This window comes from Pseudomonas sp. S2_H01 (assembly GCF_054668305.1).
Genome location: NZ_CP162756.1, coordinates 2,878,791 through 2,905,680, shown reverse-complemented (window position 1 = coordinate 2,905,680; position 26,890 = coordinate 2,878,791). Strand labels below are relative to the sequence as shown.

Sequence of the window (26,890 nt, the reverse complement as noted above, 5' to 3'; positions counted from 1 at the left end):
CCATGGACCAGAAGACCTTTATCAAGACGATGCGCAGTTGGCAGAACGGCTCGATCACACGCCGTGACTTTCTGGGGCGCACGGGTCTTGGCATTGCCGCTGCGGTGGTCGCCACCAACATGCCGGGCTTGCTCGCGGGCAGTTCCAGCGCCAGCGCGCTGGGCGCCGAGAAGAACATCGGTGATCGTCTCGGTCTGGCGACCTGGCCCAATTACCACAGCCAGGAAAACCTCGATAACTTTGCTAAAGCCACCGGCGCCCGCGTGTCGATGAGCGTGTTCGGCTCCAACGAAGAAATGCTCGCCAAGCTGCAGGCCGGTGGCAGCGGCTGGGACGTGTTGGTGCCGACCAACTACACCATCAGCACCTACGTCAAACTGGGCCTGATCGAACCACTGGACCTGGCTCGCATTCCCAATTTCGACCCGTCGGCGTTCCAGGAAAAATTCATGGCCCAAGGTACGGTTGACGGCAAGGTTTACGCCGTGCCGAAGAACTGGGGCACCACCGGCATGGCCTACGACAGCGCCAAGCTCAAGGCCAAGCCGACGTCGTGGAAAGAATTCTGGGCGATTGCCAAGGACCAGGCCGACGGCCGCACCATGGTTCATGACTATCAATTGACCGCCATCGGCAACGCGCTGAAATCCTTCGGCTACAGCTTCAACTCGCTGGACCCCAAAGAACTGGCCGATGCCGAGAAGCTGCTGATCGAGGTCAAGCCGCACCTGTTCGCCATCAACTCCGACATCCAGCCCTCGATGCGCAGTGGCGACGCGATCATGGCCATGTCCTGGACGGGCGATGCCTCGCAACTGCACCGCGACATTCCGTCGATGGTCTACGCGCTGGGCAAGGAAGGCGGCGAACTGTGGAGCGATTTCTTCGCCATCCCCAAAAGCGCCGAGCACAAGGACGCCGCCTACGCGTTCATCAATTACCTGCTCGATCCACAACACAACAAGCTGGAAGTGCTGAGCCACGGCTACCCGAGCGGCGACAAGCGCGTCGATGCGTTGCTGCCGACGGCCATGCTCGACGACCCGATCATGTACCCGGCCGCCGAGCAATTGAGCCCACTGGAGTTCGGTGCCGCCGCGACCCTGACCAGTCCACTGCGCGCCGAACTGATGGCCCGTTTCAAATCCGCATGATCCCTGGCTATGAGCAATAAGGAACCGCACATGGATGCCGTCATCAACTCTGCCACCCGGCACGCCGAGGCGAGCGCGGACGCCGACAGTCAGCGCGCGCAAGACAAGCGGCGCAGCCTGGGGCGACGCATCACGCTGCTGATGCTGCTGCCGTCGACCCTGTGGTTCCTGCTGCTTCTGGTGATGCCGCTGGTGATCATTCTGGTCTTCAGTTTTGGCGAACGCAGCGCCGTCGGCGGTTACGCCGGCGGCCTGACCCTGGCCAACTACCTCAACCTTGGCTCCCGCGCGGCGGCGTTCGGCAACACGCTGGTACTGGCGCCGCTGGGAACGCTGGTGTGTCTGCTGGCGGCCTATCCGCTGGCCTATTTTCTCGCGGTCAAGGCCGGCAAGAATCGCTCGCTGTTGCTGACGCTGGTGATCGTGCCGTTCTGGACCAGCTTTCTGATTCGGACCTACGCGTGGATCTTCATCCTCAGCGGCAAGGGCATCCCGGCCTTGCTGGCGAGCGTCGGCCTGGACGACGTGCGCCTGATCAACACGCCATACGCCGTGCTGATCGGCATCGTCTATGGCTACCTGCCGCTGATGGTGTTTCCGATCTACGTCAGCCTGGAAAAGCTCGACAAACGCCTGCTGGAGGCCTCGGCCGATCTAGGCGCCAGTGCCTTCGAAAGTTTTCGCAGGATTACCTTGCCGTTGTCGGCACCGGGGATCATCACCGGGGTCATGCTGGTGTTCATTCTGTTGATGGGCGAGTTCCTGATCCCGGCCGTGCTCGGCGGTGGCAAGGTGTTCTTCGTCGGCAACGCGCTGGTGGACCTGTTCCTGCAATCGCGCAACTGGCCGTTTGGCAGTGCGCTGGCGATGACACTGGTGGCGATCATGCTGGTGATCATCGGCCTCTATCTGAAGCTGGTCGCCCGATTCGGCGGCAAGCCTGGCGAAGGAGCGCTCTAAGATGTGGCTGCGGACCTACTCCACTTCGCTGTACCTGTTTCTCTACCTGCCGATTGCCTTGATCATGCTGTTCAGCTTCAACGCCGGGCGCAGCGGGCTGGCCTTCGAATGCTGCTCGGTGCAGTGGTTCGGTCGCGCGTTCAGCAACCCGTTCATCATGGAAGCGTTGGGCAACAGCGCCTTGATCGCCAGTTGCTCGGCGGTTCTGGCCACCCTGTTTGGCACGCTGGCCGTGTTCGGCCTGCAACGCGCTGGCGCCAAAGTTCGCCTGGTGTTCGACGCCCTGACCTACTGCGCGATCATCATCCCCGGCATCGTGATCGGCATCTCGACGCTGATCGCCTTCATCAGCGTGTTCGACCTGATCAACCCGTTGCTCGCCCAACTGATCCCGAGCTTTCCAAAGCTCAACATGGGTTTCTTCACCGTGGTCGCCGCGCACTCGCTGTTCACCATGGCCTTGGTCATGGTGATCGTGCGCAGCCGCGTCGACTCTCTGGACAAAGCGCTGCAGGAAGCGTCGGCGGACTTGTACGCGCCGCCGCTGGAAACCTTCTGGCGCGTGACGCTACCGCAGATCACCCCGGCGATCATGGCGGGCTTTCTGCTGGCATTCACCTTCAGCTTCGACGACTTCATCATCGCGTTCTTCGTCGCAGGCCCTGAAACCACGCTGCCGATCTACATCTTTTCGTCCATCCGGCGCGGCGTGACACCCGAGATCAACGCCGTCTCGACCGTGATCATCTGCGCCTCGCTGGCCCTGCTGTTCACCTCCCGTTACCTGCAAAACCGCCGCACAGGAGCCTCACATGCGTGATCAGTTGTACATCAACGGCGAGTGGGTCAGCCCGGACTTGGGCGGCTACCTGGACGTCATCGATCCGGCGACGGAACAGGTCCTGCAACGGGTTGCGGCAGGCACGGAAGAAGACATCGATCACGCCGTGCGCGCGGCACGCCGGGCCTTCGACAGTGACTGGGGACACACGACCGGGGCGCAACGTGCGGTATGGCTGGAGGCCTTGGCTGATGAGCTCCAGGGTTCGCAGGACGAGCTGGCAATCCTCGAAGTGCACGACAACGGCAAGCCCTTGCCCGAGGCCCAGTGGGACATCGGCGACGCGATTGCCTGCTTCCGCTATTACGCAGGCTTGGCACGTGAACTCGACGGTCGGCAGGATCAGCCTTTGGCCTTGCCCGATGACCGCTTCCGTTGCCGCACGCGGCTGGAACCCATCGGCGTCGCGGGCCAGATCATTCCCTGGAACTACCCGCTGCTGATGGCGGCGTGGAAGGTGGCACCCGCGCTGGCGGCCGGTGCGACGGTGGTATTGAAACCTTCAGAACTGACGCCGTTGACCGCGCTTGAACTGGCCGGGGCGGCCGATCGAATCGGCCTGCCAGCGGGCGTGCTGAACATCGTGACCGGTTTGGGCGCCGATGCAGGCAGTCCGCTGACGCTGCATCCCGGGGTCGACAAGCTGGCCTTCACCGGCAGTGTCCCGACCGGCTCGAAAATCATGTCGGCGGCGGCCAGTGACATCAAGAACATCAGCCTGGAGCTGGGCGGCAAATCGGCGTTCATCGTGTTCGACGATGCCGACGTCGAGGCGGCTGTGGAATGGATTCTGTTCGGGATTTTCTGGAACCAGGGCCAGGTCTGCAGCGCGACGTCGCGGTTGCTGGTGCAGGACAACATCGCGGCACGACTGATCGAACGTCTGGTCGAGGAGACTCGCAAGATCACCCTCGGCCAAGGCCTTGAGCCGGGCGTGTTGCTGGGGCCGCTGGTCAGTCGTGGTCAGCACGAAAAGGTGTTGGGTTTCGTCGATCAGGGCGTCGCCAGCGGCGCTAAGCTGCTGACGGGCGGAAAACGTCCGGCACACCTGTCCCACGGTTATTTCATGGAACCCGCGATCTTCGACGAGCCGGCGCACAACAGCATCGTCTGGCGCGAAGAAATCTTCGGCCCGGTGTTGTGCGTCAAGCGCTTCAAGGATGAGCAGCAAGCCGTGCAGATGGCCAACGCCAGCCGCTTCGGACTCGCCGCCGCCGTGATGAGTGCCGACCCACAACGCGCGACACGGGTGGCCAACCAGCTGCGCGCGGGGATCATCTGGATCAACTGCTCGCAACCGACCTTCGTTGAAGCACCTTGGGGCGGCATGAAACACAGCGGGATCGGCCGCGAGCTGGGTCAGTGGGGGCTGGACAATTATCTGGAGGTCAAGCAGGTGACCGAGTACGTCAGCGATCAGCCGTGGGGCTGGTACATCAAATAATTTCGCCTGCTCGTTCCCACGTTGCGTGGCCTGGACGCTTCGCGTCTGCTGCTGGGTTGACGCAGAGCGTCAGGCGCTGCATTTCCATGCGGAGCCTGGGACGATCAATCAACGATCAATGATCGCGGAGCACGCTAATCCAGCAACTCGAGGTGCAAATGCTCGGCGACCATTTCCGGCGTGGCTTTCTTCATGTGAGGCACGCGCCCCAGGCATGGCGCCGGTAAACGCTCCGCCAGGGTGGCGAGGTTCTCTTCGAGTCGTGAGGTCTTGGGATCGATGATGTTCGCGACCCAGCCCGCCAGTTGCAGGCCGTCGTTGGCAATCGCCTCGGCAGATAACAACGCGTGGCTGATGCAGCCCAGACGCACGCCCACCACCAGGATGACCGGCAGGTCGAGTGCAATCGCAAGGTCGGACAGATTGGCCTGATCCGCCAGCGGCACACGCCAGCCACCGGCCCCCTCAATCAGCGTGAAGTCGGCCTTTTTCTCAAGAATGTGCCGCATGGGCCCGAGCAGGGATTGCACGGTCAGCGCCACGCCCGCTTCACGCGCCGCCAGATGCGGAGCGATGGGCGGTTCGAAGGCAACCGGATTGACCTCGTTGTACGTCAGCTCGACCGAACACTCGGCGCGCAGCGCCACGGCATCAGGATTACGCAGGCCCTTGGGCTTGACGTCGCAGCCAGACGCGACGGGTTTTCCCGCCGCCGTGCTCAATCCGGATTGTCGCGCCGCATACAGCAGCCCCGTGGCAATGGTGGTCTTGCCAACGTCGGTGTCGGTTCCCGCGATGAAATACGCAGCACTCATCTTGGCGACCATCCGTTCAGATATTTTCAAACTATTGCCTACTCACTATAGCGCTCGCACGAACGGCGCTCGCCAAACCGGTCATTTTTTAAACGGCAGCCGGTTTTTCCAGCACGGCGTAAACCACCTGATAGGTCGCCGGCAGGCCTTTCTCCTGCCGAAACGCTTCATACGCCTCAATCAACGCCTGAATCCGCGCGCGGCCAGTCAAACCTCCCGGACGCCCCGGGTTGATATTGTGCGCACCCAGCGCTTTCAACTCATGGGTCAGGCTGCGGACATCCGGGTAATGAAGCACGTGCGGCAACACGTCCAGGCTGCGCACCTGCAAACCACTGGCCGCGCACAGGCGCTGGTAGTCGTCGAATTCACGGAAGCGATTGACGTGGACCATGCCGTCCACCGCCTGCCAGCTGTCCCGCAGTTCGTACAGCGTGCCGACACACAGGCTGGCCAATCCGAAGACGCCGCCCGGCTGCAACACCCGATTTGCCTCGCTCAGCACGGCTGCGAAATCCGAGCACCATTGCACCGCCAGACTGGAAAACATCAGCTCGACGCTGGCATCACGCAACGGCAGGTTTTCGGCATCCCCTGCGACGTAATGCTGCGCGCCGCCCAGAGGCCGCGCGTGGCGCAGCATGCCTTCGGCGATGTCCAGCGCGATGCCTTGGCTGTCCGGAAACCTCTTTTCCAGCACACGGCTGAAATACCCGGTGCCGCTGCCCAGATCGAGCCAGCGCGCAGGCGTGATGTCTGGCAGGCGCGACATCAGCTCGCTGCCGACGGCGCGTTGCAGGTCCGCGACGCTGTCGTAGCTGGCCGCTGCTTTAGAGAAGGACGCCGCCACCTGACGCTTGTCGGGCAAATGGCGCGGGGTTGTCGCCTGTTGCTGTTTCACGGCTTTGAGCACTGCACAGTGGGAAAGATCAGTCATCACCAGACTCATGTAGGAACGCCTGGACCGCTGCGGCCACGCCGTGGGGATTTTCCAGGATGAACGCGTGACTCGCCTGTTCGATCACGCCGACTTCGATGTCGGGCAAGAGCGTGAGCAGGTCGGCCGAGGCTTCTGCCGGCACTAACGCATCGAGACCGCCAAACAGGTGCAGTTGCGGACCTCGATACGCTTGCAGCGCGGCGCGGGTGTCCATTTTTTCGAGCAGCTTCAGGCCTTCGATCAGGCCATTGCCGATGCCGTGAGGCGCGCCCGCCTTGAGCTGCCGGGACAACGCACGCGGCTCTTCAGCGCCTTGTACGCAAAGCAGGCTGAAACGCTTGAGGGTGGCGTCGGCGTCGGCTCTGCAGCCTGCGATGAACGCATCGAAGTCGGCCTGCGGCATTGCGCTCGGCCACTGGCTGCCGGCCACGAAACACACGTTGCTGGCGAACGTCGCCAATCCGCAACAGCGCTCGCCGCGCCGCGCCGCAAGCTCGGCAGCGAGCATGCCGCCGAGCGACCACCCGCCCAGCCAGGCATTGTCGGGCAAGGTCGAATCCAGCTCGTCGAGCCAGTCGTCGAGGTGATCGTTGTCCATGTCGGGCAACGGCTCGATCTCGACATGAAGGTGCTCATCCAGCCCACGCAACGCGGCCGCCAAAGGCTCCAGCGGCGAAACACCCAAGCCCCAACCCGGCAGCAGGATCAACCGATCACGCATGGTAGGTCTCCACCGAGTCACTCGTTTCCAGCAGCGGATAGCACTGCTCCAGTGCTTCCAACAATAGCCGCACCTGAGCTTCGCTGTGAGCTGCAGACAACGTCACGCGTAACCGCGCGCTGCCCGCGGGGACGGTTGGTGGTCGAATCGCCGTGACCATCAACCCGCGCTCGCGCAGCATCTGCGACAAACGCAGCGCCCGGCCGCTGTCGCCAATGACGATGGGCTGAATCGGTGTGAAGCTGTCCATCAGCTCCAGGCCGATCGCCTGGGCACCGTCGCGGAACTGCTTGATCAAGGCGTTGAGATGCTCGCGCCGCCAGTGCTCGGTGCGCAGCAGTTCAAGGCTTTTCAGCGTGGCACAAGCCAGCCCTGGCGGCTGACTGGTGGTGTAGATATACGGACGGGCGAACTGGATCAGGGTTTCGATCAGTTCCTCGCTTCCGGCGACGAAGGCGCCCGCAGTACCGAAGGATTTGCCGAGGGTGCCGATCAGCACAGGCACGTCCTCCAGACTCATCCCGAAATGCTCGACGATGCCCGCACCGTTTGCGCCCAACGGCCCGAAACCGTGGGCATCGTCGACCATCAGCCAGGCTTTTTTCGCCTTGGCGACCTTGGCCAGCGCGGGCAGGTCGGCGATGTCGCCGTCCATGCTGAACACACCGTCAGTCACCACCAGCGTGTCGCCCACGGCTTTTTCAAGCCGACTGTTCAGGCTGTCGGGGTCGTTGTGCAGATAACGGGAGAATCGGGCGCCGCTGAGCAGGCCGGCATCGAGCAAAGAGGCATGATTCAGCCGGTCTTCCAGCACCGTGTCACCCTGCCCCACCAACGCCGTGACAGCGCCCAGGTTCGCCATGTAGCCGTTGGAAAACAGCAAGGCACGAGGACGTCCGGTCAGGTCAGCCAGTGCTTCTTCGAGTTCGTGATGCGGCGTGCTGTGGCCGATGACCAGGTGCGAGGCACCGCCACCGACACCCCAGCGCTCGGCGCCCGCTTTCCAGGCCGCGATGACATCGGGATGATTGGCCAGCCCCATGTAGTCGTTGTTGCAGAACGCCAGCAGCGGCTGGCCGTCGACCACGACTTCAGGACCCTGCGGGCTTTGCAGCAACGGGCGCTGGCGATAAAGGTGTTCGGCACGACGGGCAGCGAGACGTGCGCTCAGATCGAAAGACATGCAGGCCTCGTGGTTAAGCAAAAAATGAGGGCCTGTAGGAGCGCGCTTGCCCGCGACAAAGATCTGCCTGCGCCATCTTGGTCGACTGACACAGCGCCATCGCGGGCAAGCGCGCTCCTACAAGGGGTCCGCGTGCTGTCACACCGCCGCGTCGTAAAACATCTCGCTGCTTTTCTGCTCGATCAACGCCTGCTCGATGGCAGCCTGATGCACTTCGTCCGAGTGCTCTTCACGGGCTTCTGGCTGAATGCCCAGACGCGAGAACAGCAGCATGTCTTTGTCGGCCTGCGGGTTGGCCGTGGTCAGCAGTTTGTCGCCGTAGAAGATCGAGTTCGCGCCAGCAAAGAATGCCAGTGCCTGCATCTGATCGTTCATGGCTTCGCGGCCCGCGGACAGGCGCACGTGGGATTTCGGCATCAAGATACGGGCAACGGCCAGCATGCGAATGAAATCGAACGGGTCCACATCTTCAGCGTTGACCAGCGGGGTTCCCGCCACTTTCACCAGCATGTTGATCGGCACCGACTCAGGGTGCTCTGGCAGGTTGGCCAGTTGAATCAGCAGATTGGCGCGGTCATCCAGCGACTCGCCCATGCCCAGAATGCCGCCGGAGCAGATTTTCATGCCCGCATCGCGCACATAGGCCAGCGTTTGCAGACGCTCGCTGTAGGTGCGGGTGGTGATGATGCTGGTGTAGAAGTCCGGGGAGGTGTCGAGGTTGTGGTTGTAGTAATCCAGACCCGCATCCGCCAGCGCCTTAGTTTGATCCTGATCCAGCTTGCCCAGGGTCATGCAGGTTTCCAGGCCCATTGCCTTGACGCCTTTGACCATTTCAAGCACGTACGGCATGTCTTTGGCCGACGGGTGCTTCCAGGCCGCGCCCATGCAGAAACGCGTGGAGCCGATGGCTTTGGCACGCGCCGCTTCTTCCAGCACTTGCTGGACCTGCATCAGCTTCTCTTTTTCCAGACCGGTGTTGTAGTGACCGGACTGCGGGCAGTACTTGCAGTCTTCAGGGCAGGCGCCTGTCTTGATCGACAGCAGCGTGGAAACCTGAACGCGGTTGGCGTCGAAATGAGCGCGATGCACGGTTTGCGCTTGAAACAGCAGGTCATTGAACGGTTGTGTGAACAACGCCCGGACCTCGGCTAGATTCCAGTCGTGACGCAAAGTGGCATTGATGCTGGCGCTCATGGGCGGCTCCTTGATGTTTTTTGGCGAGTACCCGGGCGGTTCAGCACGCTGGCCAACCTGAAAGTCCACAAGCACAACACGGATGTTCGGCATATTTAAGGAAGAGGCATGCGCTGTCAACCACACAACGGACACCAGGTTTACATATGGTTAAAAAACATACAGACCTGTTTGCTATGCGATGAACAGACGGATTCTGACGCGTCTATCTGCATGGCCTGCGAGAGTGATCTGCCTTGGCTCATCGACCAATGCGAGCGCTGCGCCTTGCCCATGCCGATGTCCGGGCTGACCTGCGCGCAGTGCACACGGCAATCGCCAGCGTTCAACGAAGTCGTCGTGCCGTGGCTTTACGACTTCCCCATCGACACGTTGGTCACACGCTTCAAGCATCAGGGCAAATGGCCGCTGGGGCGGCTGCTCGCCGAACTGCTCGGCCGAACCTTGCAATACCGCTATGACGAAGGCCATCCACGGCCGGATGTGCTGATCCCCGTCCCGCTGGCCAGCAAGAGAATGCGCCAACGCGGTTACAACCAGGCGGCAATGCTTGCGCAATGGTTGGGCCGCGCGCTGCAACTTCCAATAGAGGAAAGAACCGTCAGACGCGTGAAGGAAACACCCGCCCAACAGGGCCTGGATGCGAAAGCAAGAAAGCGAAATTTGCGTGAAGCCTTTGCACTGAGCGATCCGGTTTATGTCGTCGGAAAACACATCGCCTTGATCGACGACGTGCTGACCACGGGCTCTACCGCCGATACCCTCGCACGGTTAATGATCAAGGCCGGTGCCAGACAGGTCGATGTGTATTGCCTGGCGAGGACGCCGAAGCCTGGGGATTGAGCTCGATATTCGTGGGCTCCGGGAGAACGCATCCGGTTTTGGCTTACACTCCGCCCTCATGTCCCCAAAAAACCAACCCATCATGTCGCTACCCACTTCTCTCACCCAACACATGGTGCGCCGCCCGCACCGTATCGCCCTGCTGCAACACATTGCCGAGCAAGGCTCGATCACGCGTGCAGCCAAAAGCGCCGGGCTGAGTTACAAAGCGGCGTGGGATGCCATCGATGAGTTGAACAATCTGGCGCAAAAGCCACTGGTCGAACGCAGTGTGGGCGGCCGTGGCGGGGGCGGTGCGAAGCTGTCGGAAGAAGGCGTCAGGGTGCTGCGCCTGTATCAGCGACTGCAGGCGTTACAGACCCAATTACTGGAAAGCCCGGAAGAGACCAGCGATCTGGCGCTGTTAAGCCGGTTGATGCTGCGCACCAGTGCACGTAATCAGTTGCACGGTCAGGTCGCGAGCATTACGCCATTGGGGCGCAACGACATGATCGGCCTGGCGCTGGCAGGCGGTCTGACGATCGATGCGCAAATCACCCACGACAGCACGTTGCGCCTTGAGCTCGAAGCAGGCACCGATGTGTTCGCCCTGATCAAGGCCAGCTGGCTGGAATTGCTGGCGCCTGAGCAGCCAGTAACAACTGGACACAATTGCCTCACCGGCAAAATCGAGGAAATCCTCGATGCCGACGACGGCCCCTGCGAGGTCAGAATTGGCCTTCCCAGCAGCCAGACCTTGTGCGCCCTGGCCGAGAAAGACCACCTCAAAGCCTTGAAACTCAAGGCGGGTAGCGATGTGAAGGTGCAGTTCGCGCCCTCCTACGTCCTGATCGGCACACCGCTTTGAACCCTCTCTTCATGGAGTGTTACGAGGTGAGTACCGTCATCGGGCAGACACAATAGCGTCATACGGGCTGCATAAGGTTTTGCCAAAACCGCAGGAAGCCCGTGATGAATCTATTAGAAGACAACCAGTCCACCGACCTCGAAACACTGGTGCGAAAGAACAGCACGGGGCTCACGCGCCGTGGCTTTATCAGTGCAGGCGCCTTGTGCGGCGCCGCGATGTTTCTGGGCGGCAATCTCCTCAGCCGCAGCGTGATGGCCGCCAGCGTCAGCGCAGGCAATAACACCCTGCTCGGCTTCGACAGCATTCCTTCCGCCACCGCCGACAGCATCAGCCTGCCGCCAGGCTACAGATCGTCGGTACTCATCAGCTGGGGCCAGCCATTGCACGCCAATGGCCCGGCGTTCGATGCGAGCGGTAAAGGCACGGCGAAAGCGCAGGAATTGCAGTTTGGCGACAACAACGACGGCATGAGCCTGTTCACTTTCCCCGGTGACAGTGCCGACACTGCCAAGCGCGCATTGATGGCGATCAACAACGAGTACACCAACTATCGCTACCTGTTCGATCACGGCAAAGAGCCGCAGTCTGCCGAGGACGTGCACAAGGCGCAGGCCAGCGAAGGTGTGTCGGTGATTGAAGTGAAGCGCGAGGGCGGGCAATGGACGTTCGTGCAGGGCTCGAAATACAACCGGCGCATTCACGGCAACACGCCCATTCACCTGAGCGGCCCCGCTGCCGGGCACGAGTGGCTCAAAACCTCCGCCGACAAGACCGGCAGGAACGTGCTCGGTACGTTTCAGAACTGCGCCAACGGCAAAACGCCTTGGGGGACTTATCTGACCTGCGAAGAGAACTTCACCGATTGCTTCGGCAGCAGTGATCCTGCGCAAACATTCGACCCTGCCGCCAAGCGCTATGGGGTCGTCGCGGCGAGCAAGGAAGTGAACTGGCACCCGCACGATCCGCGCTTCGACCTGGCGAAGAACCCTAACGAGTTCAACCGTCACGGCTGGGTGGTTGAAATTGACCCGTTCGATCCGACCTCCACGCCAGTCAAACGCACGGCGCTGGGCCGCTTCAAGCATGAAAACGCCGCCCTGACCGAAACAAAGGACGGCCGCGTGGTGGTCTACATGGGCGACGACGAGCGCGGCGAGTTCATCTACAAATTCATCAGCCGCGACAAGGTCAATCACAAGAACCCGAAAGCCAATCGCGACCTGCTCGATCACGGCACGCTGTACGTGGCGCAGTTCGACAACGGCGACAGCAACGCCGACCACCCCAAGGGCCAAGGCAAGTGGATCGAACTGACCCACGGCAAGAACGGCATCGACGCCTCGAGCGGCTTTGCCAATCAGGCCGAAGTGTTGATTCATGCGCGTCTGGCCGCCAGCGTCGTCAAGGCCACGCGCATGGACCGGCCGGAGTGGATCGTGGTCAGTCCCAAGGACGGTCAGGTCTACTGCACGCTGACCAATAACGTCAAACGTGGCGAGGAAGGCCAGCCGGTCGGCGGCCCCAACCCGCGGGCGAAAAATCAGTACGGGCAGATCCTGCGCTGGCAGGAAACGGGGTCCGATGCTGCGTCCATGGCGTTCGCCTGGGATCTGTTCGTGGTGGCCGGTAATCCCGGTGTGCATGCTGGAACGCCGCAAGGCGGCTCGAGCAACATCACCCCGCAAAACATGTTCAACAGCCCCGACGGTCTGGGCTTCGACAAGGCCGGGCGGTTGTGGATTCTGACGGATGGCGACTCAACCAACGCAGGCGATTTCGCAGGCATGGGCAACAACCAGATGCTGTGCGCCGACCCGCAAAGCGGCGAGATTCGCCGGTTCATGGTCGGGCCGGTGGGTTGCGAAGTCACCGGTATCAGCTTTGCGCCAGACCAGAAGGCGCTGTTCGTCGGCATTCAGCATCCCGGCGAAAACGGCGGTTCGACCTTCCCCGAGCACCTGCCCAATGGAAAGCCAAGGTCGTCGGTGATGGTAATCACGCGGGAGGATGGCGGGGTAATTGGCGCGTGATCTGAACTAGCCGATCTGATGGCGTGTGGATAACCCACTGTGGGAGCGAATGTATTCGCGAAAAATGCGTCAGGCGATAAACATGCGTCGACTCGACGCCCGCATCGCGAATGAATTCGCTCCCACAGTGGATCAGCGTCGTGCCCACATCCTCGTCCGGCGTAAAAGCCGTCTGGGGTAACGCGGTGTGTCCGCTGCCCCACGCCTGAGTTACCATGACGGGCCCGACGCGGCAGCCTGCCGCGCGCAGGAGTAAGCATGGCCCACCCGTTTGCAACACTCACACCTGACCTGGTGCTCGATGCCGTCGAAAGCATCGGTTTCGTCAGCGATGCCCGCATCCTCGCGCTCAACAGCTACGAAAACCGCGTCTATCAGGTCGGCATCGATGAAAGCCAGCCGCTGATCGCCAAGTTCTACCGACCCAACCGCTGGACCAACGAAGCCATTCTCGAAGAACACAGCTTCACCGCCGAATTGGCCGACGTCGAAATTCCGGTGGTAGCGCCCCTGGTTCACAACGGTCAGACCCTGTTCGAACACGCAGGCTTTCGTTTCACGCTGTTCCCACGTCGCGGCGGCCGAGCGCCGGAGCCGGGCAATCTGGATCAGCTTTATCGTTTGGGCCAGTTGCTGGGGCGCATTCACGCCGTCGGCGCCACTCGCCCTTTCGAGCACCGAGAAGCCCTGGGCGTCAAAAACTTCGGCCACGACTCGCTGAACTACCTGCTGGACAACGACGTGATTCCCCGCAGCCTGCTCCCGGCCTACTCGTCGGTGGCCAAAGACCTGCTCAAGCGCGTTGAAGATGTTTACGCCGCCACGCCTCATCAGAACATCCGGATGCACGGTGACTGCCACCCCGGCAACATGATGACCCGCGATGAGATCTTCCACATTGTCGACCTCGACGACTGCCGCATGGGCCCGGCGGTGCAGGACATCTGGATGATGCTGGCCGGGGATCGCCAGGACTGCCTGAGTCAGTTGTCGGAGTTGATGGACGGCTACAACGAATTCCACGATTTCGATCCGCGAGAACTTGCGCTGATCGAACCCTTGCGCGCCCTGCGCCTGTTGCACTACAGCGCTTGGCTGGCGCGTCGCTGGGATGACCCGGCGTTCCCGCACAGCTTTTCCTGGTTCGGCACCGAGCGCTATTGGGGCGATCAGGTATTGGCCTTGCGTGAGCAACTGGCCGCCTTGAACGAGGAGCCGCTGAAGCTGTTTTGACCTGGCCGTTGTAGGCGTGAGCGTGATCGCGATTGGAAGCAGCGGACAAATGGATGCGATCAATCAATCGTTATCGCGAGCACGCTCACTCCTACAGGTTTCCACCGACCACATAAGAAAAACTTGCCGAAGGACCACCCATGCAAGCTGCCAACCCGCGTCGCGGGTACATTCTGGGCCTGACTGCCTACATCATCTGGGGACTGTTTCCGATCTACTTCAAGCTGCTGGCGTCAGTGCCCGCGCTCGAAATCATCGTCAACCGCGCGATCTGGTCGGCGATCTCCGGCTCTTTGTTGCTGCTGGTGTGGAAGCACCCTGGCTGGTGGCGTGAGCTGCGAGACAACCCCAGGCGCCTGGCGATTCTGGCGGGCAGCGGGACGCTGATCGCCGTCAACTGGCTGATTTACGTCTGGGCGGTGAACAACAACCATATGGTCGAGGCGAGCCTGGGTTACTTCATCAACCCGCTGATCAACGTCATGTTGGGGTTGGTGTTGCTGCGCGAAAGGCTGCGTCCTCTGCAGTGGGTGGCGGTGCTGCTGGCATTGGTCGGCGTGGCGCAGCAGGTCTGGCAGGTCGGCAGCCTGCCGTGGATCTCGCTCGCGCTGGCGTTCAGCTTCGGTTTCTACGGCTTGATTCGCAAGCAAGCACCGGTCGCGGCATTGCCGGGATTGGTGGTGGAAACCTGGATTCTGGTGCCGCTGGCGGTAGGCTGGTTGCTGTTCAACCCAATGGCCCACAGCGCACAGCCCGCCTTCTGGACCACGTCCGAAGCGATCTGGCTGGCCATGGCCGGGCCGGTAACGCTCGTCCCGCTGGTGTGCTTCAACGCCGCCGCCCGGCATTTGCCCTACGCAACCCTGGGCTTTTTGCAGTACATCGCTCCGACGCTGGTGCTGTCGCTGGCCGTTTTGATGTTCGGCGAACACATGCCTTCGGCGACGCTGGTGACGTTCCTGTTCATCTGGGCGGGTCTGATCATCTACACCGTCGACGGCTGGCTGGCGATGAAACGTCGCGCGCAACGTTGATCAATCAATAAGCTGATCAATCAATAGATAGTTGCCTGCAACCCTCACGGGCCATCCAGGCGGTGTGAGCGAGTCAATTCGCTCACACCGCCTGGATGCGCCTGGCATCACATCACTCGTCCGCCTTCAGCTTCAGCTCCACCATCAAATCGTCTGCCAGCGTCTCCAGGCGTTTCTGCAGGACATCCAGCGACAAGGTCTGCGGCAGGCCCAGCAACGCGTTGGCACGGAACAACGGCTCGCTGCTCATGGGTGCCGGTTCGACATTGGTCACCAGTTGCTCGACATTCACCCCCTGCTCGGTCAGCAAGCGCGTGACGTCACGCACAATGCCGGGTCGATCGTTACCCACCAGCTCCATGTTGATCGGCTTCCAGGTGCTGGACGGTTCCATGCCGATGTCGGCGAACTGCACGCGGATACCGTAAGCGGATAACCCTTCCAGCGCGTCGCGCAATTGGGCGTGCGCCTCGGCAGGCACGCCGATGCGCAGGATCCCGGCAAACTGTCCGGCCATGTGCGTCATACGGCTTTCCAGCCAATTACCACCGTGATTTGCAATGCACGATGCGATCTGTTCGACCTGCCCCGGTTTGTCGGGGGCAAATACGGTGACGATAAGATGATCCACGGTCGATTCCTCTTCTTTACGTGTCCACAAGCCGGTGTGTGCGGCCTGCGCGGCTGTCGGGCAAGTATAGGCAAGGGCTCGTTGCGCGCCCGACTGCTTCCGTGAGAAACAATCTGTGTACCATTTCCATAATTCTCTGGAACAATTCACAGGTTTTTTGAGAACATCCGTAACCCCGACGTGACCAAACGTGAAAATCCAGTCGCTCGGTGACATATTTAGTCTGATTTTCACACCGCGACGCATCATGTAGTATTCCGCCGAGTTCACTACATAAACGTTGGAACAATGCCTGACCCCGCATCGCCGCTCGTTGAAACCTGTTCCGCAAAGCGCACAACGCCTTTCTTTCAGGTCCTCACGGCCCCGGCCCAGCCGCCAGCAATGGCATGATCTGGCAAGGGCGAGCGGTTGATGTCGATGGCTTTAACAAGAGAGCGCTCGAGATTGAAGCGCAGATAGCTGAGCAGAGTGAGGCAAGCAATGACTGAACACGTTCAAGTCGGTGGCCTTCAGGTCGCCAAAGTCCTTCTGGATTTCGTGAACAACGAAGCCCTTCCTGGAACCGGTATCGAAGCCGCCGCGTTCTGGGCCGGCGCCGACAAGCTGATCCACGAGCTGGCGCCGAAGAACAAAGCCCTACTCGCCAAACGTGACGACTTCCAGGCGCGCATCGATGCCTGGCACCAGTCCAATGCCGGCAAGGCGCGCGACGCTGCCGCCTACAAAGCTTTCCTGCAGGAAATCGGTTATCTGCTGCCAGAAGCGGCGGACTTCCAGGCCTCGACGCAAAACGTCGACGAAGAAATCGCCCGCATGGCCGGTCCGCAACTCGTGGTGCCGGTCATGAACGCCCGTTTTGCCCTCAACGCTTCGAACGCCCGCTGGGGCTCGCTGTACGACGCGCTGTATGGCACTGACGCGATCAGCGAAGAAGGCGGCGCCGAAAAAGGCAAAGGCTACAACAAGGTCCGCGGCGACAAAGTCATCGCGTTCGCGCGCGCTTTCCTGGACGAAGCCGCGCCACTGGCCGCCGGCTCTCACGTCGACTCCACCAGTTACAAACTGGTCGACGGTGTATTGATCGTCGGCCTCAAGGGCGGCAGCAACACCGGGCTGCGTGACGACGCACAGCTGATCGGCTTCCAGGGCGACGCCTCGGCGCCCACCTCGATCCTGCTCAAGCACAACGGCCTGCACTTCGAAATCCAGATCGACGCTACCAGCCCGGTTGGCCAGACCGACGCGGCGGGCGTCAAAGACGTGCTGATGGAAGCGGCGTTGACCACCATCATGGACTGCGAAGATTCGATCGCGGCTGTCGACGCCGATGACAAGGTCGTGGTCTACCGCAACTGGCTGGGCCTGATGAAGGGCGATCTGTCCGAAGAGGTCTCCAAAGGCGGCGCGAGCTTCACCCGCACCATGAACGCCGACCGCGTTTACACCTCGCCCAAAGGCGAAGCGGTGACGCTGCACGGCCGCTCGCTGTTGTTCGTGCGTAACGTCGGTCACCTGATGACCATCGATGCCATCCTCGACAATCAGGGCAACGAAGTGCCGGAAGGCATCCTCGACGGCCTGCTGACCAGCCTGGCGGCGATCCATAACCTCAAAGGCAATACGTCGCGCGCCAACAGCCGCACAGGCTCGGTGTACATCGTCAAACCGAAAATGCACGGCCCGGAAGAGGTCGCGTTCACCAGCGAGCTGTTCGGCCGCATCGAAGACGTCCTGAGCCTGCCGCGCAACACGCTGAAAGTCGGGATCATGGACGAGGAGCGCCGCACCACGGTGAACCTTAAAGCCTGTATCAAAGCCGCCAGCGAGCGCGTGGTGTTCATCAACACCGGCTTCCTGGATCGCACCGGCGACGAAATCCACACCTCCATGGAAGCCGGCCCGGTCGTGCGCAAAGCGCAGATGAAGGGCGAGAAGTGGATCGGTGCCTATGAAAACTCGAACGTCGACATCGGTTTGAAGTGTGGCCTGCAAGGCCGTGCGCAAATCGGTAAAGGCATGTGGGCGATGCCGGACCTGATGGCCGCGATGCTTGAACAGAAGATCGCTCACCCGCTGGCCGGCGCCAACACCGCCTGGGTCCCATCGCCGACGGCGGCTGCACTGCACGCGCTGCATTACCACAAGGTTGACGTGTTCGCCCGCCAGGCCGAACTGGCTCAACGCGCACCGGCCTCGGTCGATGACATCCTGACCATTCCGCTCGCGCCGAACACCGACTGGACGCCTGAGGAAATCCAGAACGAACTGGACAACAACTCGCAGGGCATCCTCGGTTACGTGGTGCGCTGGATCGATCAGGGCGTCGGTTGCTCTAAAGTGCCGGACATCAATGACGTCGGCCTCATGGAAGACCGCGCAACGCTGCGTATTTCCAGCCAGCACATCGCCAACTGGTTGCGTCATGGCGTGGTCAACGAGCAGCAAGTGATGGAAAGCCTCAAGCGCATGGCGCCGGTGGTGGATCGCCAAAACGCCAACGACGCGCTGTATCGCCCCCTGGCGCCGGACTTCGACAGCAACATCGCCTTTCAGGCGGCGGTCGAACTGGTTATCGAGGGCACTAAACAGCCGAACGGCTACACCGAGCCGGTGCTGCATCGCCGTCGTCGGGCGTTCAAGGCGAAGAACGGGCTTTAACAAGCCTCGTTAAACAAAAAGGCGGTGGGTCGCAAGACACACCGCCTTTTTTATTCCTGTGGGATCCATCCCCAACGGTTCTGCCCGCTGTGGCAATTTTTCGCACATCATCGTCGGCAAGCCAAACGGCTACGGCAATGATGACGCCTGTAGGAGCGCGCTTGCCCGCGAAAAGCCGGTACATCCGACACATTTTTGCCGAATGTACCGATGCATCGCGGGCAAGCGCGCTCCTACAGCGGACTGCGGGGCCCTACGCCATCCCCAACTCCCGCTTCACCAACCGCAACAGCTGCTTGGTGTTGATCGGCTTGAGCAGAAAATCCACCACGCTCAGGTGCATCGCATCAATGGCATCACGCACGTGGGCGTCGCCCGAGACGATGATGATCGGCAGCGCTGCCCGATCCGAATCACGGACCTGGCGGATCAAATCCAGCCCGTCGCACGGCGCCATGCGCAGATCGGTGATCAGCAGCGCAATGGACGGTCGCGTCTGCAGCAGATGCATGGCACTGGTGCCGCCCGCCGCCGTAATGCAGCTGATGTCGTTGAGGCTGAGGATCTCGGAAAGAATTTCCCTGGCATCCTTGTCGTCATCGACGATCAACACCCGTTGTGGCGATTGCGATGGAGGCGCGAGCATCACCTCATGGAGGGCTTCGCGCTCTTCATCACTCAAAATATCGTGATCGAACATACCCGTCTCATCTTCCTGTCGACTCCCATTCTGACAGCGCAAACAGACCGAATACGCTGCACGCTTTGTCGGCTTCCTGCCAGGCCGCAACGGCCTCTACGCGGTGCACATCGGCATGGTTTTACACCAGGGACCGATGGCCTCCAACGCCTTTTCAATCGCCTAAGACTTACGTCCAATGGGCACTGCCTGATAAGCGGTCGACCATGGAGCCATAAAAACAAGTGGTACCCCCGTCATGAGCAAAGCGGACGCTTTCACCCAGGCAGGCAAAACAGCCGTGTTGCAGAACGTTCACGGCACCATGCAATTCCTGCAAAAATTCCCGCCATTCAACCAGATGGAGCATGCGCATCTCGCGTACCTGGTTGAACAGTGCCAGCTGCGTTTCTACGCTACGGATGAGAGCATCATCAAGCCTGGCGATGGGCCAGTAGAGCACTTTTATATTGTGAAACAGGGTCGGGTGGTCGGTGAACGCCCACATTCGGCCAAAGGCGGCACTGAAACCACGTTTGAAATCACCACGGGCGAATGCTTCCCCCTGGCCGCTCTGCTGGGCGAACGCGCCACGCGCACCGAGCACCTGGCAGCCGAGGACACGTTCTGCCTGCAGTTGAACAAACAGGCATTCATCAAGCTGTTCGCGCTCTCCAGCGCCTTCCGCGATTTCGCCCTGCGAGGCGTCAGCAGCCTGCTCGAACAGGTCAATCAGCAAGTAAAGCAGAAGGCCGTGGAAACTCTCGGCACGCAGTACTCGCTGAACACGCGTCTGGGTGAACTGGCGATGCGTCACCCCGTGACCTGTTCGCCCGAGACGCCGCTGCGTGAAGCCGTGAAGCTGATGGACGAGCAGCAGGTCGGCAGTATCGTGATCGTCGACGACGCCAAGGCGCCGCTGGGCATCTTCACACTGCGTGATCTGCGTCAGGTGGTTGCAGACGTGAACGCTGACTTTGGCCAGCCGATCAGGCTCAGCATGATTCAGGCGCCCTTCTATCTAAGCCCCGATGCCAGCGCGTTCGATGCCGCCATCGCCATGACGCAGCGGCACATCGCCCACGTGTGCCTGGTCAAGGATCAACGCCTGTGTGGCGTAGTGTCGGAGCGCGACCTGTTTTCCCTGCAACGGGTGGACCTGGTGCACCTGGCCCGAACCATCCGCAGCGCCCCGCGCATCGATTCGCTGGGCAATATGCGCGGCGACATCGTGCAATTGGTTGACCGCATGTTGGCCCATGGCGCGTCCTCGACGCAGATCACCCAGATCATCACGCTGCTCAACGACCACATGGTCTGTCGCGTCATCGAGCTGACGCTGGAGGAAAAAGGTGACCCCGGCATTCCCTTCAGCTGGCTGTGCTTCGGCAGTGAGGGCCGTCGCGAGCAAACGCTTTACACCGACCAGGACAACGGCATTCTGTTCGAGGCCAAAGACGCCGCTGAAGCCGCCGCCATCCGCGGCCGCCTGCTGCCGATAGCCGAGCGCATCAACCAGGGTCTGGCGTTGTGCGGCTTCGCGCTGTGCAAGGGCGGGATCATGGCCAGTAACCCCGAACTGTGCCTGTCGCGGGTTGAATGGGCGCGGCGGTTCGGTTCGTTCATTCGCGAGGCGACGCCGGAAAACCTGCTGTCCTCCAGCATCTATTTCGACTTGCGCGTGGTCTGGGGGGATGAAAGCGCTGGCGAGCAACTGCGGCAGAGCATTCTGGCGCAGGTAGGGGACAACAAGCTGTTCCAGCGCATGATGGCCGACAACGCCTTGCGCCAGCGCCCGCCCGTAGGGCGCTTCAAGGATTTCGTGGTGGCGCGCAAAGGCAGCGAAAAAGACACGCTGGACCTCAAAACTCAAGGCCTCACCCCCTTCGTGGACGGCGCGCGGCTCCTCGCGCTGGCCAACGGCGTGGGGGCCAACAACACGCTCGAACGCCTGCGTCAGCTGGTGGCCAAAGAAGTCATCGACCCACTGGACGGCGCGGCCTATGAAGAGGCCTATCACTTCATCCAGCAAACCCGGATGCAACAGCACCAACAACAGAGCCGACAGAACCTGCCCTATTCCAACCGCATCGATCCAGACGTGCTCAATCACCTGGACCGGCGGATTTTGCGTGAGTCATTCCGTCAGGCGCAGCGCCTGCAAACCAGCCTGACCGTGCGTTATCAACTTTAAGCGACAGACCATGAACCTGTTTCAGTGGCTAAAACCACCCAAGCGCGCAAAAGCGCCAGACCTTACACCCGAGCAACTGCAGCGCCTGAGCGAGCTGCCCCGCCCTGCGGCCCTGAATGAAAACCCGCTGCGTCAACAACGCTGGGTGGTGCTCGATCTGGAGACCAGCGGCCTGAACATGAGCCGTGACGAGGTGCTGTCCATCGGAGCGGTGGTCATCGAAGACGGCGCTATCGATTTTGGTCAGCCATTCGAGCGCACGCTGCTGCGCCACGATCACAAACTCAGCCCCAGCGTCTTGATTCACGGGCTGGGGCCGAGTGCGATTGCCGCGGGCAGTGAACCGGTCGAGGCGCTGCTGGACTTCATGGAGTTCGTCGGCGACAGCCCGTTGCTGGCGTTCCATGCACCGTTCGATCAACACATGATTGGGCGTGCCTTAAAGGAAAGCTTGGGGTATCGCCTGCAACACCCGTTTCTGGACGTGGCCGAGATCGCGCCGATGCTGTGCCCGCAGGCCTGTCTGCGTCAGGCAGGGCTGGATGACTGGACCGCCTTTTTTGGCTTGCACGCCGAAGAACGTCATCACGCCAGCGCCGATGCACTGGTGACCGCTGAACTCGCGCTGATCCTGTTCAGCCATGCGCGAAAGCAGGCAATTGACAGCCCCGCACAGCTGGACCAATGCCTGGCCAAGTGGCGACGCCGGCAGCAATCCCATTCGTTTTGAGCGGATGACGTTTTGTCCGGCTGGTTCACCACAGACCCTTTGGGAGAGAGCGTGGTCTGGGCGGTGTTCCGAGGAATGTGGAGAATCAGCGCCATCAACGCTGACTTCTCCACCGCTTTCGTCCGAGTGCGGCCCAGACCCTCGTAACCTCCGACTGCTCCTACAGGTTTCTCGGCGTCACTCGGATTCGCGGCTGACACAGACTCTGTAGGAGCCAGCTTGCTGGCGAAGGCGTCATGTCAGCCGACGTCGTCATTGGCTGTCCCATCGCATTCGCTGCCCTCGTAACCTCGGACGTCTTACAGGTCACGCGTGGGTCCGATGCCTCGCGGATGACGCTCCCACAGGGATGTGCTCCAAATACAGCTTTTAATTCCCCCGCCCAAACCGTTCAGCCGCAGAGTGATAACGACCAATTGCCAGCATTCATTGGCTCTGACACAATCGCGAATAATTCTCGTTAGTTACTTTGTTCTCTTCGGTGCGTCGTGTCGTCACTTCATCGTCCTCAACATCAGCTTGTCGGAACGCTCTATCGCGACCATCGCAGCTGGTTGCTGGCTTGGCTGAAACGCAATGTTGCCTGCCCGCACCGTGCCGAAGACCTGAGTCAGGACACCTTCACACGCCTGCTTGGCCGGGAGCAATTGACCGAACCCCGTGAACCCCGGGCGTTTCTGGTTCAGGTGGCCAAAGGTCTGCTGTTCGACTACTTCCGTCGAGCGGCGCTGGAACAGGCTTATCTCACCGAACTGATGCTGATTCCGGAAGCCGAACAGCCTTCACTGGAAGAGCGGCAACTGATCCTCGACGACCTCAAGGCCATCGACCGTTTGCTCGGCAAGCTGTCGAGCAAGGCGCGCGCGGCCTTTTTGTACAGCCGTCTGGACGGCATGGCCCATGCCGAAATTGCCGACAAACTCGGTGTTTCCGTGCCCCGCGTACGCCAGTATCTGGCTCAGGGCATGCGTCAGTGCTATGTCGCGCTGTACGGCGAACCGACATGAGCATCACCACCCGCCCGGTCTCCTCGCAGGTGCTCGACGCCGCCATCGCCTGGCAGTTATGCCTGGATTGCGGGCAGGGCAGCGAAGCGGAGCGCGAAGAATTCGCCAAGTGGTACGCCGCGAGTGAAGAACACGCCCGCGCCTGGATGCAACTCGGCATGCTCGACCAGCGCTTTGTCGGCACCACCGGCCCGGCGCGTTCCGCGCTGCTGCGTTCGCGGGAAGGTGTTGGCCGCCAGGTCCGCAAGCTCGGCCGCGGGGTTGCGGGTGTCGCCATCGCGCTGGGGCTGACCCTGTTTCTCGGCGACCGTTATCTGCCGGTCAATTACTGGCTGGCGGATCTGCGCACGGCGACCGGCGAGCAACGCACGATTCGTCTGTCGGACAACACCCTGATTCGTCTCAATACCCACAGCGCAGTGGACGTGCGATTCGATGCAAAGCAGCGTCGGGTGGTTCTTCAAGACGGCGAAATCTTCGTGGAAACCGGCAGCCATAACGACCCAAGGCCGTTCATCGTCGAAACCGACGAAGGCAGCATGCGTGCGCTGGGGACGAAGTTTCTGGTAAAGCGCGAGGACGACGGGACGTTGCTGAGCGTCCTGCAGTCCGCCGTCGCGGCTCATCCGCAAGCCGCCGACACCGAAATGATCCTGCGTGAAGGCCAGCAAATGCTGATTCAGCGGCACAGCCTTGGCCCGATGGTTGCGCTCGCGCCTGGAACCGACGCGTGGATGCGCGGCATGCTGGTGGTGGATAACGCACCGCTCAAGGACGTGATCGCAGAACTGGCCCGGTACCGTCAGGGCCATCTGGGCGTGGCGCCGGAAGTGGCGGATTTGCGCATCACCGGCAGCTTCCCGCTGAAAGACACCGACTTGGCCTTGAAGGCGTTGATGCCGACCCTGCCGGTTGAAATCGAGCAGCGCACGCATTGGTGGGTGACGGTGGTGGCCAGCGCAGCCAAGCCGGCCAGCAAGCTGTAGCGCTGTCACAAGTGAAAAACTGTGGGAGCGAATTCATTCGCGAGACGGCGGGACGGTCGATAGATATTCATCGTCTGAAATACCTCATCGCGAATGAATTCGCTCCCACAGAGTGGACTTCCTCCAAAAAGCTGGATGGGTCTCCAGCTTCTCGGGGGCAATCCAGAGTGTCGCTCTTGCATGAAGTCAAATCGCCCGGCCGCAAAGTGTGAATCTAAATTATTTTCGATTAGCCCTATCACTTTCCCGATCTCGTCCGGCACATAGGCATTGAGAACACTTTCCACTCAGGAGCCGCCCATGTCCCGCACGCTTCAAACCCTTCTGCGACCGACCTTGCTCGCTGCCGCTGTCGCCCTTGCGACGCCGCTGGCCAGCACGCAACTGCTGGCGGCCTCTCAGGCGTCCAGCGTTCGGGCCTACAATCTGCCAGCGGCACCGCTGTCGACTACGCTGACGCAGATCGCCAGTCAGGCCGGCATCGCCCTGTCGCTGGACCCGTCGCTGGCCGCCGGCCGTACGTCGGCCCCGGTCCAGGGCCAGTTCGACGCACCCGGCGCCATGGCGCAAGCGCTGCGTGGCACGGGTTTGCAGTTGAGCCAGACCACGGCAGGCACGTACAGCCTGATCGCAGCACCTGAGGGCGTGATGGCACTGCCTGAAACCAGCATTCAGGGGCGTCAGGACGGTTTTGAAAGCGCGTGGGGACCGACCGAAACCTACGCCGCCACTCGCACCGCCTCCGGCACCAAAACCGACACGGCGCTGATTGAAGCGCCACGTTCGATCTCTGTCGCCACCCGTCAGCAAATGGAAGATCGCGCGGTCCAGAACCTCGACGACGCCGTGCGCTACATGCCTGGCGTTGTGGCCAGCAGCTATGGCAGCGACAGCCGCGCCGAGTGGTTGAAGGTGCGCGGCTTCGAGCCGACCCAGTTCCTTGATGGCCTGCCGCTGCCGAAGGGCGCCTACGTGATGCCGAAGATGGAAACCTGGGACCTGGACCGCGTCGCTCTGCTGCGCGGCCCGGCTTCTTCGGTGTACGGCCAGACGCCTCCGGGTGGCCTGCTGGACATGGTCAGTCGTCGTCCTGAAGCCCAGGCCAGCCATGAAGTTCAGATTCAGGTGGGCAGCTACAACCGCAAGCAGATCAGCTTCGACAGCACCGGCAAGATCGACGATGCCGACACCTTCGAATACCGCGTGAGCGGGGTGGTGCGCGACAGCGGCACGTCGGTCGAGCACATCGATGACAAGCGCTACAACATCGCCCCCAGCCTGATCTGGAACATCAACCCGGACACCAAGCTGACCTTGCTCAGCCAGTTCAACCGCGACGATACCGGCATCACCAGCCAGTTCCTGCCGATTCAGGGCACCAAGTACCCGTCGGCGGCCGGCGAGATTCGCTACCACAAAAACCTGGGCGATCCGGACTGGGAATTCTACGACAAGACCTATTACGCGCTGGGCTACGCCTTCGAAACCCGCCTGAACGATGTCTGGCAGCTCAAGCAGAACCTGCGCTATACCAAGAGCGATCTGTCGTTCCAGGGCATCACCGCCGGCGGTTACTACGGCTCGGTTGCAGATGACGGCACCGTGCAGCGCGGCGCCAACATCGTGAACGAGGACATCAGCCAGTTCGCGCTGGACAACAACTTCCAGGCCGACTTCGACACCGGCATCGTCAAGCACACCCTGCTGCTCGGTGCCGACTACCAGCGCGTCAACCACAACTACAAGTGGCAGTACGGCAGCGCGCCGACCAGCAACATCATCAACCCGGTGTACGGCCAGGACTTCAGCAACGTCGCCTACACCGCGTTCCAGAACTACAACCAGAAGACCGACGACTTTGGCGTGTATGTTCAGGATCAGCTGGCTTTGGACAACTGGCGCCTGACGTTGGGCGGTCGTCAGGACCTGCTCAAGACCAAAACGAAGTTCTACAACCTCGCTGACGAACGTGACGACCGCACCGACAGTGCCTTTACCGGCAACGCGGCGCTGAGCTACGTCTTCGATTCCGGCTTCACGCCTTACATCTCCTACGCCGAGTCGTTTCAGGCGGAACAAGGCGGTGCGGCAGACGTTACTACCGGTCAGAGCAACGCGTTCAAACCCGGCACGGGCAAGCAATACGAAGTGGGCCTGAAATATCAGCCACCCGGCAGCGACATCATGTTTACCGCTGCGGCCTATGACCTGACCCGCAAAGACATCGTGCTCAGCGATACCTTCGGCACATCGCGTCCGCTCGGGGAAGCCAAGGTCCGTGGTTTCGAACTGGAAGCGGTGGGTAACGTCACTGAAAACCTGAAAGTGACGGCTTCCTACACCTACGCCAACAGCAAAATGACCAAGGTCACCGATCCGCTGGACAAAAACCGTCCACTGCCACTGACGCCGGAAAACGCCGCCTCTATCTGGGGTGACTACACCTGGCACACCGGCGTGCTCGACGGGTTCGGTGTCGGGTTCGGTGCGCGTTACATCGGCGAAACCGACAACATTGCCATCGGCAGCTATGGTTTCGTGGCCAACCCGAACTACGGCCACAGCAACGCTTACACCGTCTATGACGCTGCGGTTCATTACGACCTAGGCCGTCTGAACAACTCGCTCAAAGGCGTGAGCGTGTCGGTCAACGCCAACAACGTCTTCGACAAGGAATACATTTCCACCTGCGACGGCTTCTATTGCTACTACGGCGATCGGCGAAGTGTGCTCGCAAGCGTGGATTACAAATGGTAATGG

22 protein-coding genes are annotated in these 26,890 nt (G+C 61.2%); 15 read left to right on the top strand and 7 right to left on the bottom strand.

Translation table 11 applies throughout. The annotated features are described in order from the left end of the window. Positions 1–2: 2 nt before the first annotated feature. Genes AB4N84_RS12925 through AB4N84_RS12910 form a run of 4 tightly spaced genes read left to right on the top strand, consistent with a single transcriptional unit; the run spans position 3 to position 4,399 of the window. Positions 3–1,154, top strand: coding sequence for an ABC transporter substrate-binding protein (locus AB4N84_RS12925; protein WP_460046637.1), 1,152 nt, complete (start codon positions 3–5; stop codon positions 1,152–1,154). Between the two features lie 30 nt (positions 1,155–1,184). Further along, positions 1,185–2,114: an ABC transporter permease gene (locus AB4N84_RS12920; protein WP_460046635.1), complete on the top strand. Its 930-nt coding sequence runs from the start codon at positions 1,185–1,187 to the stop codon at positions 2,112–2,114. A 1-nt stretch (position 2,115) separates the two neighbouring features. Next, a complete protein-coding gene (locus AB4N84_RS12915; RefSeq protein WP_074752260.1) occupies positions 2,116–2,934 on the top strand; it encodes an ABC transporter permease in 819 nt (272 codons plus the stop codon). Next, on the top strand, positions 2,927–4,399 hold the full coding sequence (locus AB4N84_RS12910) for an aldehyde dehydrogenase family protein (RefSeq protein WP_460046633.1): 1,473 nt from the start codon (positions 2,927–2,929) through the stop codon (positions 4,397–4,399). Before AB4N84_RS12915 ends, AB4N84_RS12910 begins: the two co-directional genes overlap by 8 nt. 134 nt (positions 4,400–4,533) lie before the next feature. Here the strand turns inward: AB4N84_RS12910 and bioD are convergent, their stop codons facing one another. From bioD to bioB, 5 genes are all read right to left on the bottom strand, one after another. Further along, positions 4,534–5,214 carry a dethiobiotin synthase gene (gene bioD, locus AB4N84_RS12905; protein WP_074752523.1) on the bottom strand — a complete coding sequence of 227 codons (681 nt, stop codon included), beginning with the start codon at positions 5,212–5,214 and terminating at the stop codon, positions 4,534–4,536. Positions 5,215–5,302: 88 nt separating this feature from the next. Further along, positions 5,303–6,151, bottom strand: coding sequence for a malonyl-ACP O-methyltransferase BioC (bioC, locus tag AB4N84_RS12900; RefSeq protein ID WP_460046632.1), 849 nt, complete (start codon positions 6,149–6,151; stop codon positions 5,303–5,305). Continuing rightward, positions 6,144–6,875, bottom strand: coding sequence for an alpha/beta fold hydrolase (locus AB4N84_RS12895; protein ID WP_460046630.1), 732 nt, complete (start codon positions 6,873–6,875; stop codon positions 6,144–6,146). The genes bioC and AB4N84_RS12895 overlap by 8 nt, the downstream gene beginning before the upstream one ends. Beyond that, the gene (bioF, locus tag AB4N84_RS12890; protein WP_460046628.1) at positions 6,868–8,058 is read right to left on the bottom strand and encodes an 8-amino-7-oxononanoate synthase; all 1,191 of its coding nucleotides are present in this window, start codon (positions 8,056–8,058) and stop codon (positions 6,868–6,870) included. The genes AB4N84_RS12895 and bioF overlap by 8 nt, the downstream gene beginning before the upstream one ends. Positions 8,059–8,196: 138 nt before the next feature. Continuing rightward, positions 8,197–9,252, bottom strand: a complete 1,056-nt coding sequence (gene bioB, locus AB4N84_RS12885) for a biotin synthase BioB (RefSeq protein WP_460046626.1) — start codon at positions 9,250–9,252, stop codon at positions 8,197–8,199. A gap of 108 nt (positions 9,253–9,360) precedes the next feature. On the opposite strand from bioB, the gene AB4N84_RS12880 reads away from it, so the two are divergent. The 5 genes from AB4N84_RS12880 to rarD all read left to right on the top strand — a co-directional run bounded on the left by AB4N84_RS12880 (position 9,361) and on the right by rarD (position 15,242). After that, positions 9,361–10,095, top strand: coding sequence for a double zinc ribbon domain-containing protein (locus AB4N84_RS12880; RefSeq protein WP_460046624.1), 735 nt, complete (start codon positions 9,361–9,363; stop codon positions 10,093–10,095). 82 nt (positions 10,096–10,177) lie between these two features. Beyond that, positions 10,178–10,942 (top strand): TOBE domain-containing protein, encoded by a 765-nt coding sequence (locus AB4N84_RS12875; protein ID WP_460046623.1) that lies wholly within the window; start codon positions 10,178–10,180, stop codon positions 10,940–10,942. A 104-nt stretch (positions 10,943–11,046) separates the two neighbouring features. Continuing rightward, a complete protein-coding gene (locus tag AB4N84_RS12870) occupies positions 11,047–12,975 on the top strand; it encodes a PhoX family protein (RefSeq protein ID WP_460046621.1) in 1,929 nt (642 codons plus the stop codon). A 258-nt stretch (positions 12,976–13,233) separates the two neighbouring features. After that, positions 13,234–14,208 (top strand): serine/threonine protein kinase, encoded by a 975-nt coding sequence (locus tag AB4N84_RS12865; protein ID WP_074752268.1) that lies wholly within the window; start codon positions 13,234–13,236, stop codon positions 14,206–14,208. 140 nt (positions 14,209–14,348) lie between these two features. After that, on the top strand, positions 14,349–15,242 hold the full coding sequence (gene rarD / locus AB4N84_RS12860) for an EamA family transporter RarD (RefSeq protein ID WP_460046619.1): 894 nt from the start codon (positions 14,349–14,351) through the stop codon (positions 15,240–15,242). A gap of 112 nt (positions 15,243–15,354) precedes the next feature. Here the strand turns inward: rarD and AB4N84_RS12855 are convergent, their stop codons facing one another. Next, positions 15,355–15,873, bottom strand: a complete 519-nt coding sequence (locus AB4N84_RS12855; protein ID WP_074752270.1) for a glycine cleavage system transcriptional repressor — start codon at positions 15,871–15,873, stop codon at positions 15,355–15,357. Positions 15,874–16,356: 483 nt separating this feature from the next. Here AB4N84_RS12855 and AB4N84_RS12850 point away from each other — a divergent pair, with 483 nt between their 5' ends. Continuing rightward, a complete protein-coding gene (locus AB4N84_RS12850; RefSeq protein WP_460046617.1) occupies positions 16,357–18,534 on the top strand; it encodes a malate synthase G in 2,178 nt (725 codons plus the stop codon). Between the two features lie 253 nt (positions 18,535–18,787). Here AB4N84_RS12850 and AB4N84_RS12845 read toward each other — a convergent pair whose 3' ends face one another. Next, a complete protein-coding gene (locus AB4N84_RS12845) occupies positions 18,788–19,234 on the bottom strand; it encodes a response regulator (protein WP_460046616.1) in 447 nt (148 codons plus the stop codon). A 238-nt stretch (positions 19,235–19,472) separates the two neighbouring features. Between AB4N84_RS12845 and AB4N84_RS12840 the strand changes: the two genes are divergently transcribed. From AB4N84_RS12840 to AB4N84_RS12820, 5 genes are all read left to right on the top strand, one after another. Continuing rightward, entirely contained in the window at positions 19,473–21,407 is a 1,935-nt protein-coding gene (locus AB4N84_RS12840) for a putative nucleotidyltransferase substrate binding domain-containing protein (RefSeq protein WP_460046615.1), read from the top strand. 10 nt (positions 21,408–21,417) lie between these two features. Beyond that, entirely contained in the window at positions 21,418–22,137 is a 720-nt protein-coding gene (locus AB4N84_RS12835; RefSeq protein WP_460046613.1) for a 3'-5' exonuclease, read from the top strand. A 488-nt stretch (positions 22,138–22,625) separates the two neighbouring features. Continuing rightward, complete coding sequence (locus tag AB4N84_RS12830) at positions 22,626–23,144, top strand: RNA polymerase sigma factor (RefSeq protein ID WP_460046611.1); 519 nt, start codon at positions 22,626–22,628, stop codon at positions 23,142–23,144. Beyond that, positions 23,141–24,130 (top strand): FecR domain-containing protein, encoded by a 990-nt coding sequence (locus tag AB4N84_RS12825; protein ID WP_460046610.1) that lies wholly within the window; start codon positions 23,141–23,143, stop codon positions 24,128–24,130. The genes AB4N84_RS12830 and AB4N84_RS12825 overlap by 4 nt, the downstream gene beginning before the upstream one ends. A 300-nt stretch (positions 24,131–24,430) precedes the next feature. After that, complete coding sequence (locus AB4N84_RS12820; RefSeq protein WP_460046609.1) at positions 24,431–26,887, top strand: TonB-dependent siderophore receptor; 2,457 nt, start codon at positions 24,431–24,433, stop codon at positions 26,885–26,887. The last annotated feature ends 3 nt before the right edge of the window (positions 26,888–26,890 follow it).

Bases quoted from the DNA above. Each gene is read 5' to 3' on its own strand.
- AB4N84_RS12925 (WP_460046637.1), top strand. From the start codon at position 3: ATGGACCAGAAGACCTTTATCAAGACGATGCGCAGTTGGCAGAACGGC.
- AB4N84_RS12920 (WP_460046635.1), top strand. From the start codon at position 1,185: ATGGATGCCGTCATCAACTCTGCCACCCGGCACGCCGAGGCGAGCGCG.
- AB4N84_RS12915 (WP_074752260.1), top strand. From the start codon at position 2,116: ATGTGGCTGCGGACCTACTCCACTTCGCTGTACCTGTTTCTCTACCTG.
- AB4N84_RS12910 (WP_460046633.1), top strand. From the start codon at position 2,927: ATGCGTGATCAGTTGTACATCAACGGCGAGTGGGTCAGCCCGGACTTG.
- bioD (WP_074752523.1), bottom strand. From the start codon at position 5,214: ATGAGTGCTGCGTATTTCATCGCGGGAACCGACACCGACGTTGGCAAG.
- bioC (WP_460046632.1), bottom strand. From the start codon at position 6,151: ATGACTGATCTTTCCCACTGTGCAGTGCTCAAAGCCGTGAAACAGCAA.
- AB4N84_RS12895 (WP_460046630.1), bottom strand. From the start codon at position 6,875: ATGCGTGATCGGTTGATCCTGCTGCCGGGTTGGGGCTTGGGTGTTTCG.
- bioF (WP_460046628.1), bottom strand. From the start codon at position 8,058: ATGTCTTTCGATCTGAGCGCACGTCTCGCTGCCCGTCGTGCCGAACAC.
- bioB (WP_460046626.1), bottom strand. From the start codon at position 9,252: ATGAGCGCCAGCATCAATGCCACTTTGCGTCACGACTGGAATCTAGCC.
- AB4N84_RS12880 (WP_460046624.1), top strand. From the start codon at position 9,361: ATGCGCTGTCAACCACACAACGGACACCAGGTTTACATATGGTTAAAA.
- AB4N84_RS12875 (WP_460046623.1), top strand. From the start codon at position 10,178: ATGTCGCTACCCACTTCTCTCACCCAACACATGGTGCGCCGCCCGCAC.
- AB4N84_RS12870 (WP_460046621.1), top strand. From the start codon at position 11,047: ATGAATCTATTAGAAGACAACCAGTCCACCGACCTCGAAACACTGGTG.
- AB4N84_RS12865 (WP_074752268.1), top strand. From the start codon at position 13,234: ATGGCCCACCCGTTTGCAACACTCACACCTGACCTGGTGCTCGATGCC.
- rarD (WP_460046619.1), top strand. From the start codon at position 14,349: ATGCAAGCTGCCAACCCGCGTCGCGGGTACATTCTGGGCCTGACTGCC.
- AB4N84_RS12850 (WP_460046617.1), top strand. From the start codon at position 16,357: ATGACTGAACACGTTCAAGTCGGTGGCCTTCAGGTCGCCAAAGTCCTT.
- AB4N84_RS12845 (WP_460046616.1), bottom strand. From the start codon at position 19,234: ATGTTCGATCACGATATTTTGAGTGATGAAGAGCGCGAAGCCCTCCAT.
- AB4N84_RS12840 (WP_460046615.1), top strand. From the start codon at position 19,473: ATGAGCAAAGCGGACGCTTTCACCCAGGCAGGCAAAACAGCCGTGTTG.
- AB4N84_RS12835 (WP_460046613.1), top strand. From the start codon at position 21,418: ATGAACCTGTTTCAGTGGCTAAAACCACCCAAGCGCGCAAAAGCGCCA.
- AB4N84_RS12825 (WP_460046610.1), top strand. From the start codon at position 23,141: ATGAGCATCACCACCCGCCCGGTCTCCTCGCAGGTGCTCGACGCCGCC.
- AB4N84_RS12820 (WP_460046609.1), top strand. From the start codon at position 24,431: ATGTCCCGCACGCTTCAAACCCTTCTGCGACCGACCTTGCTCGCTGCC.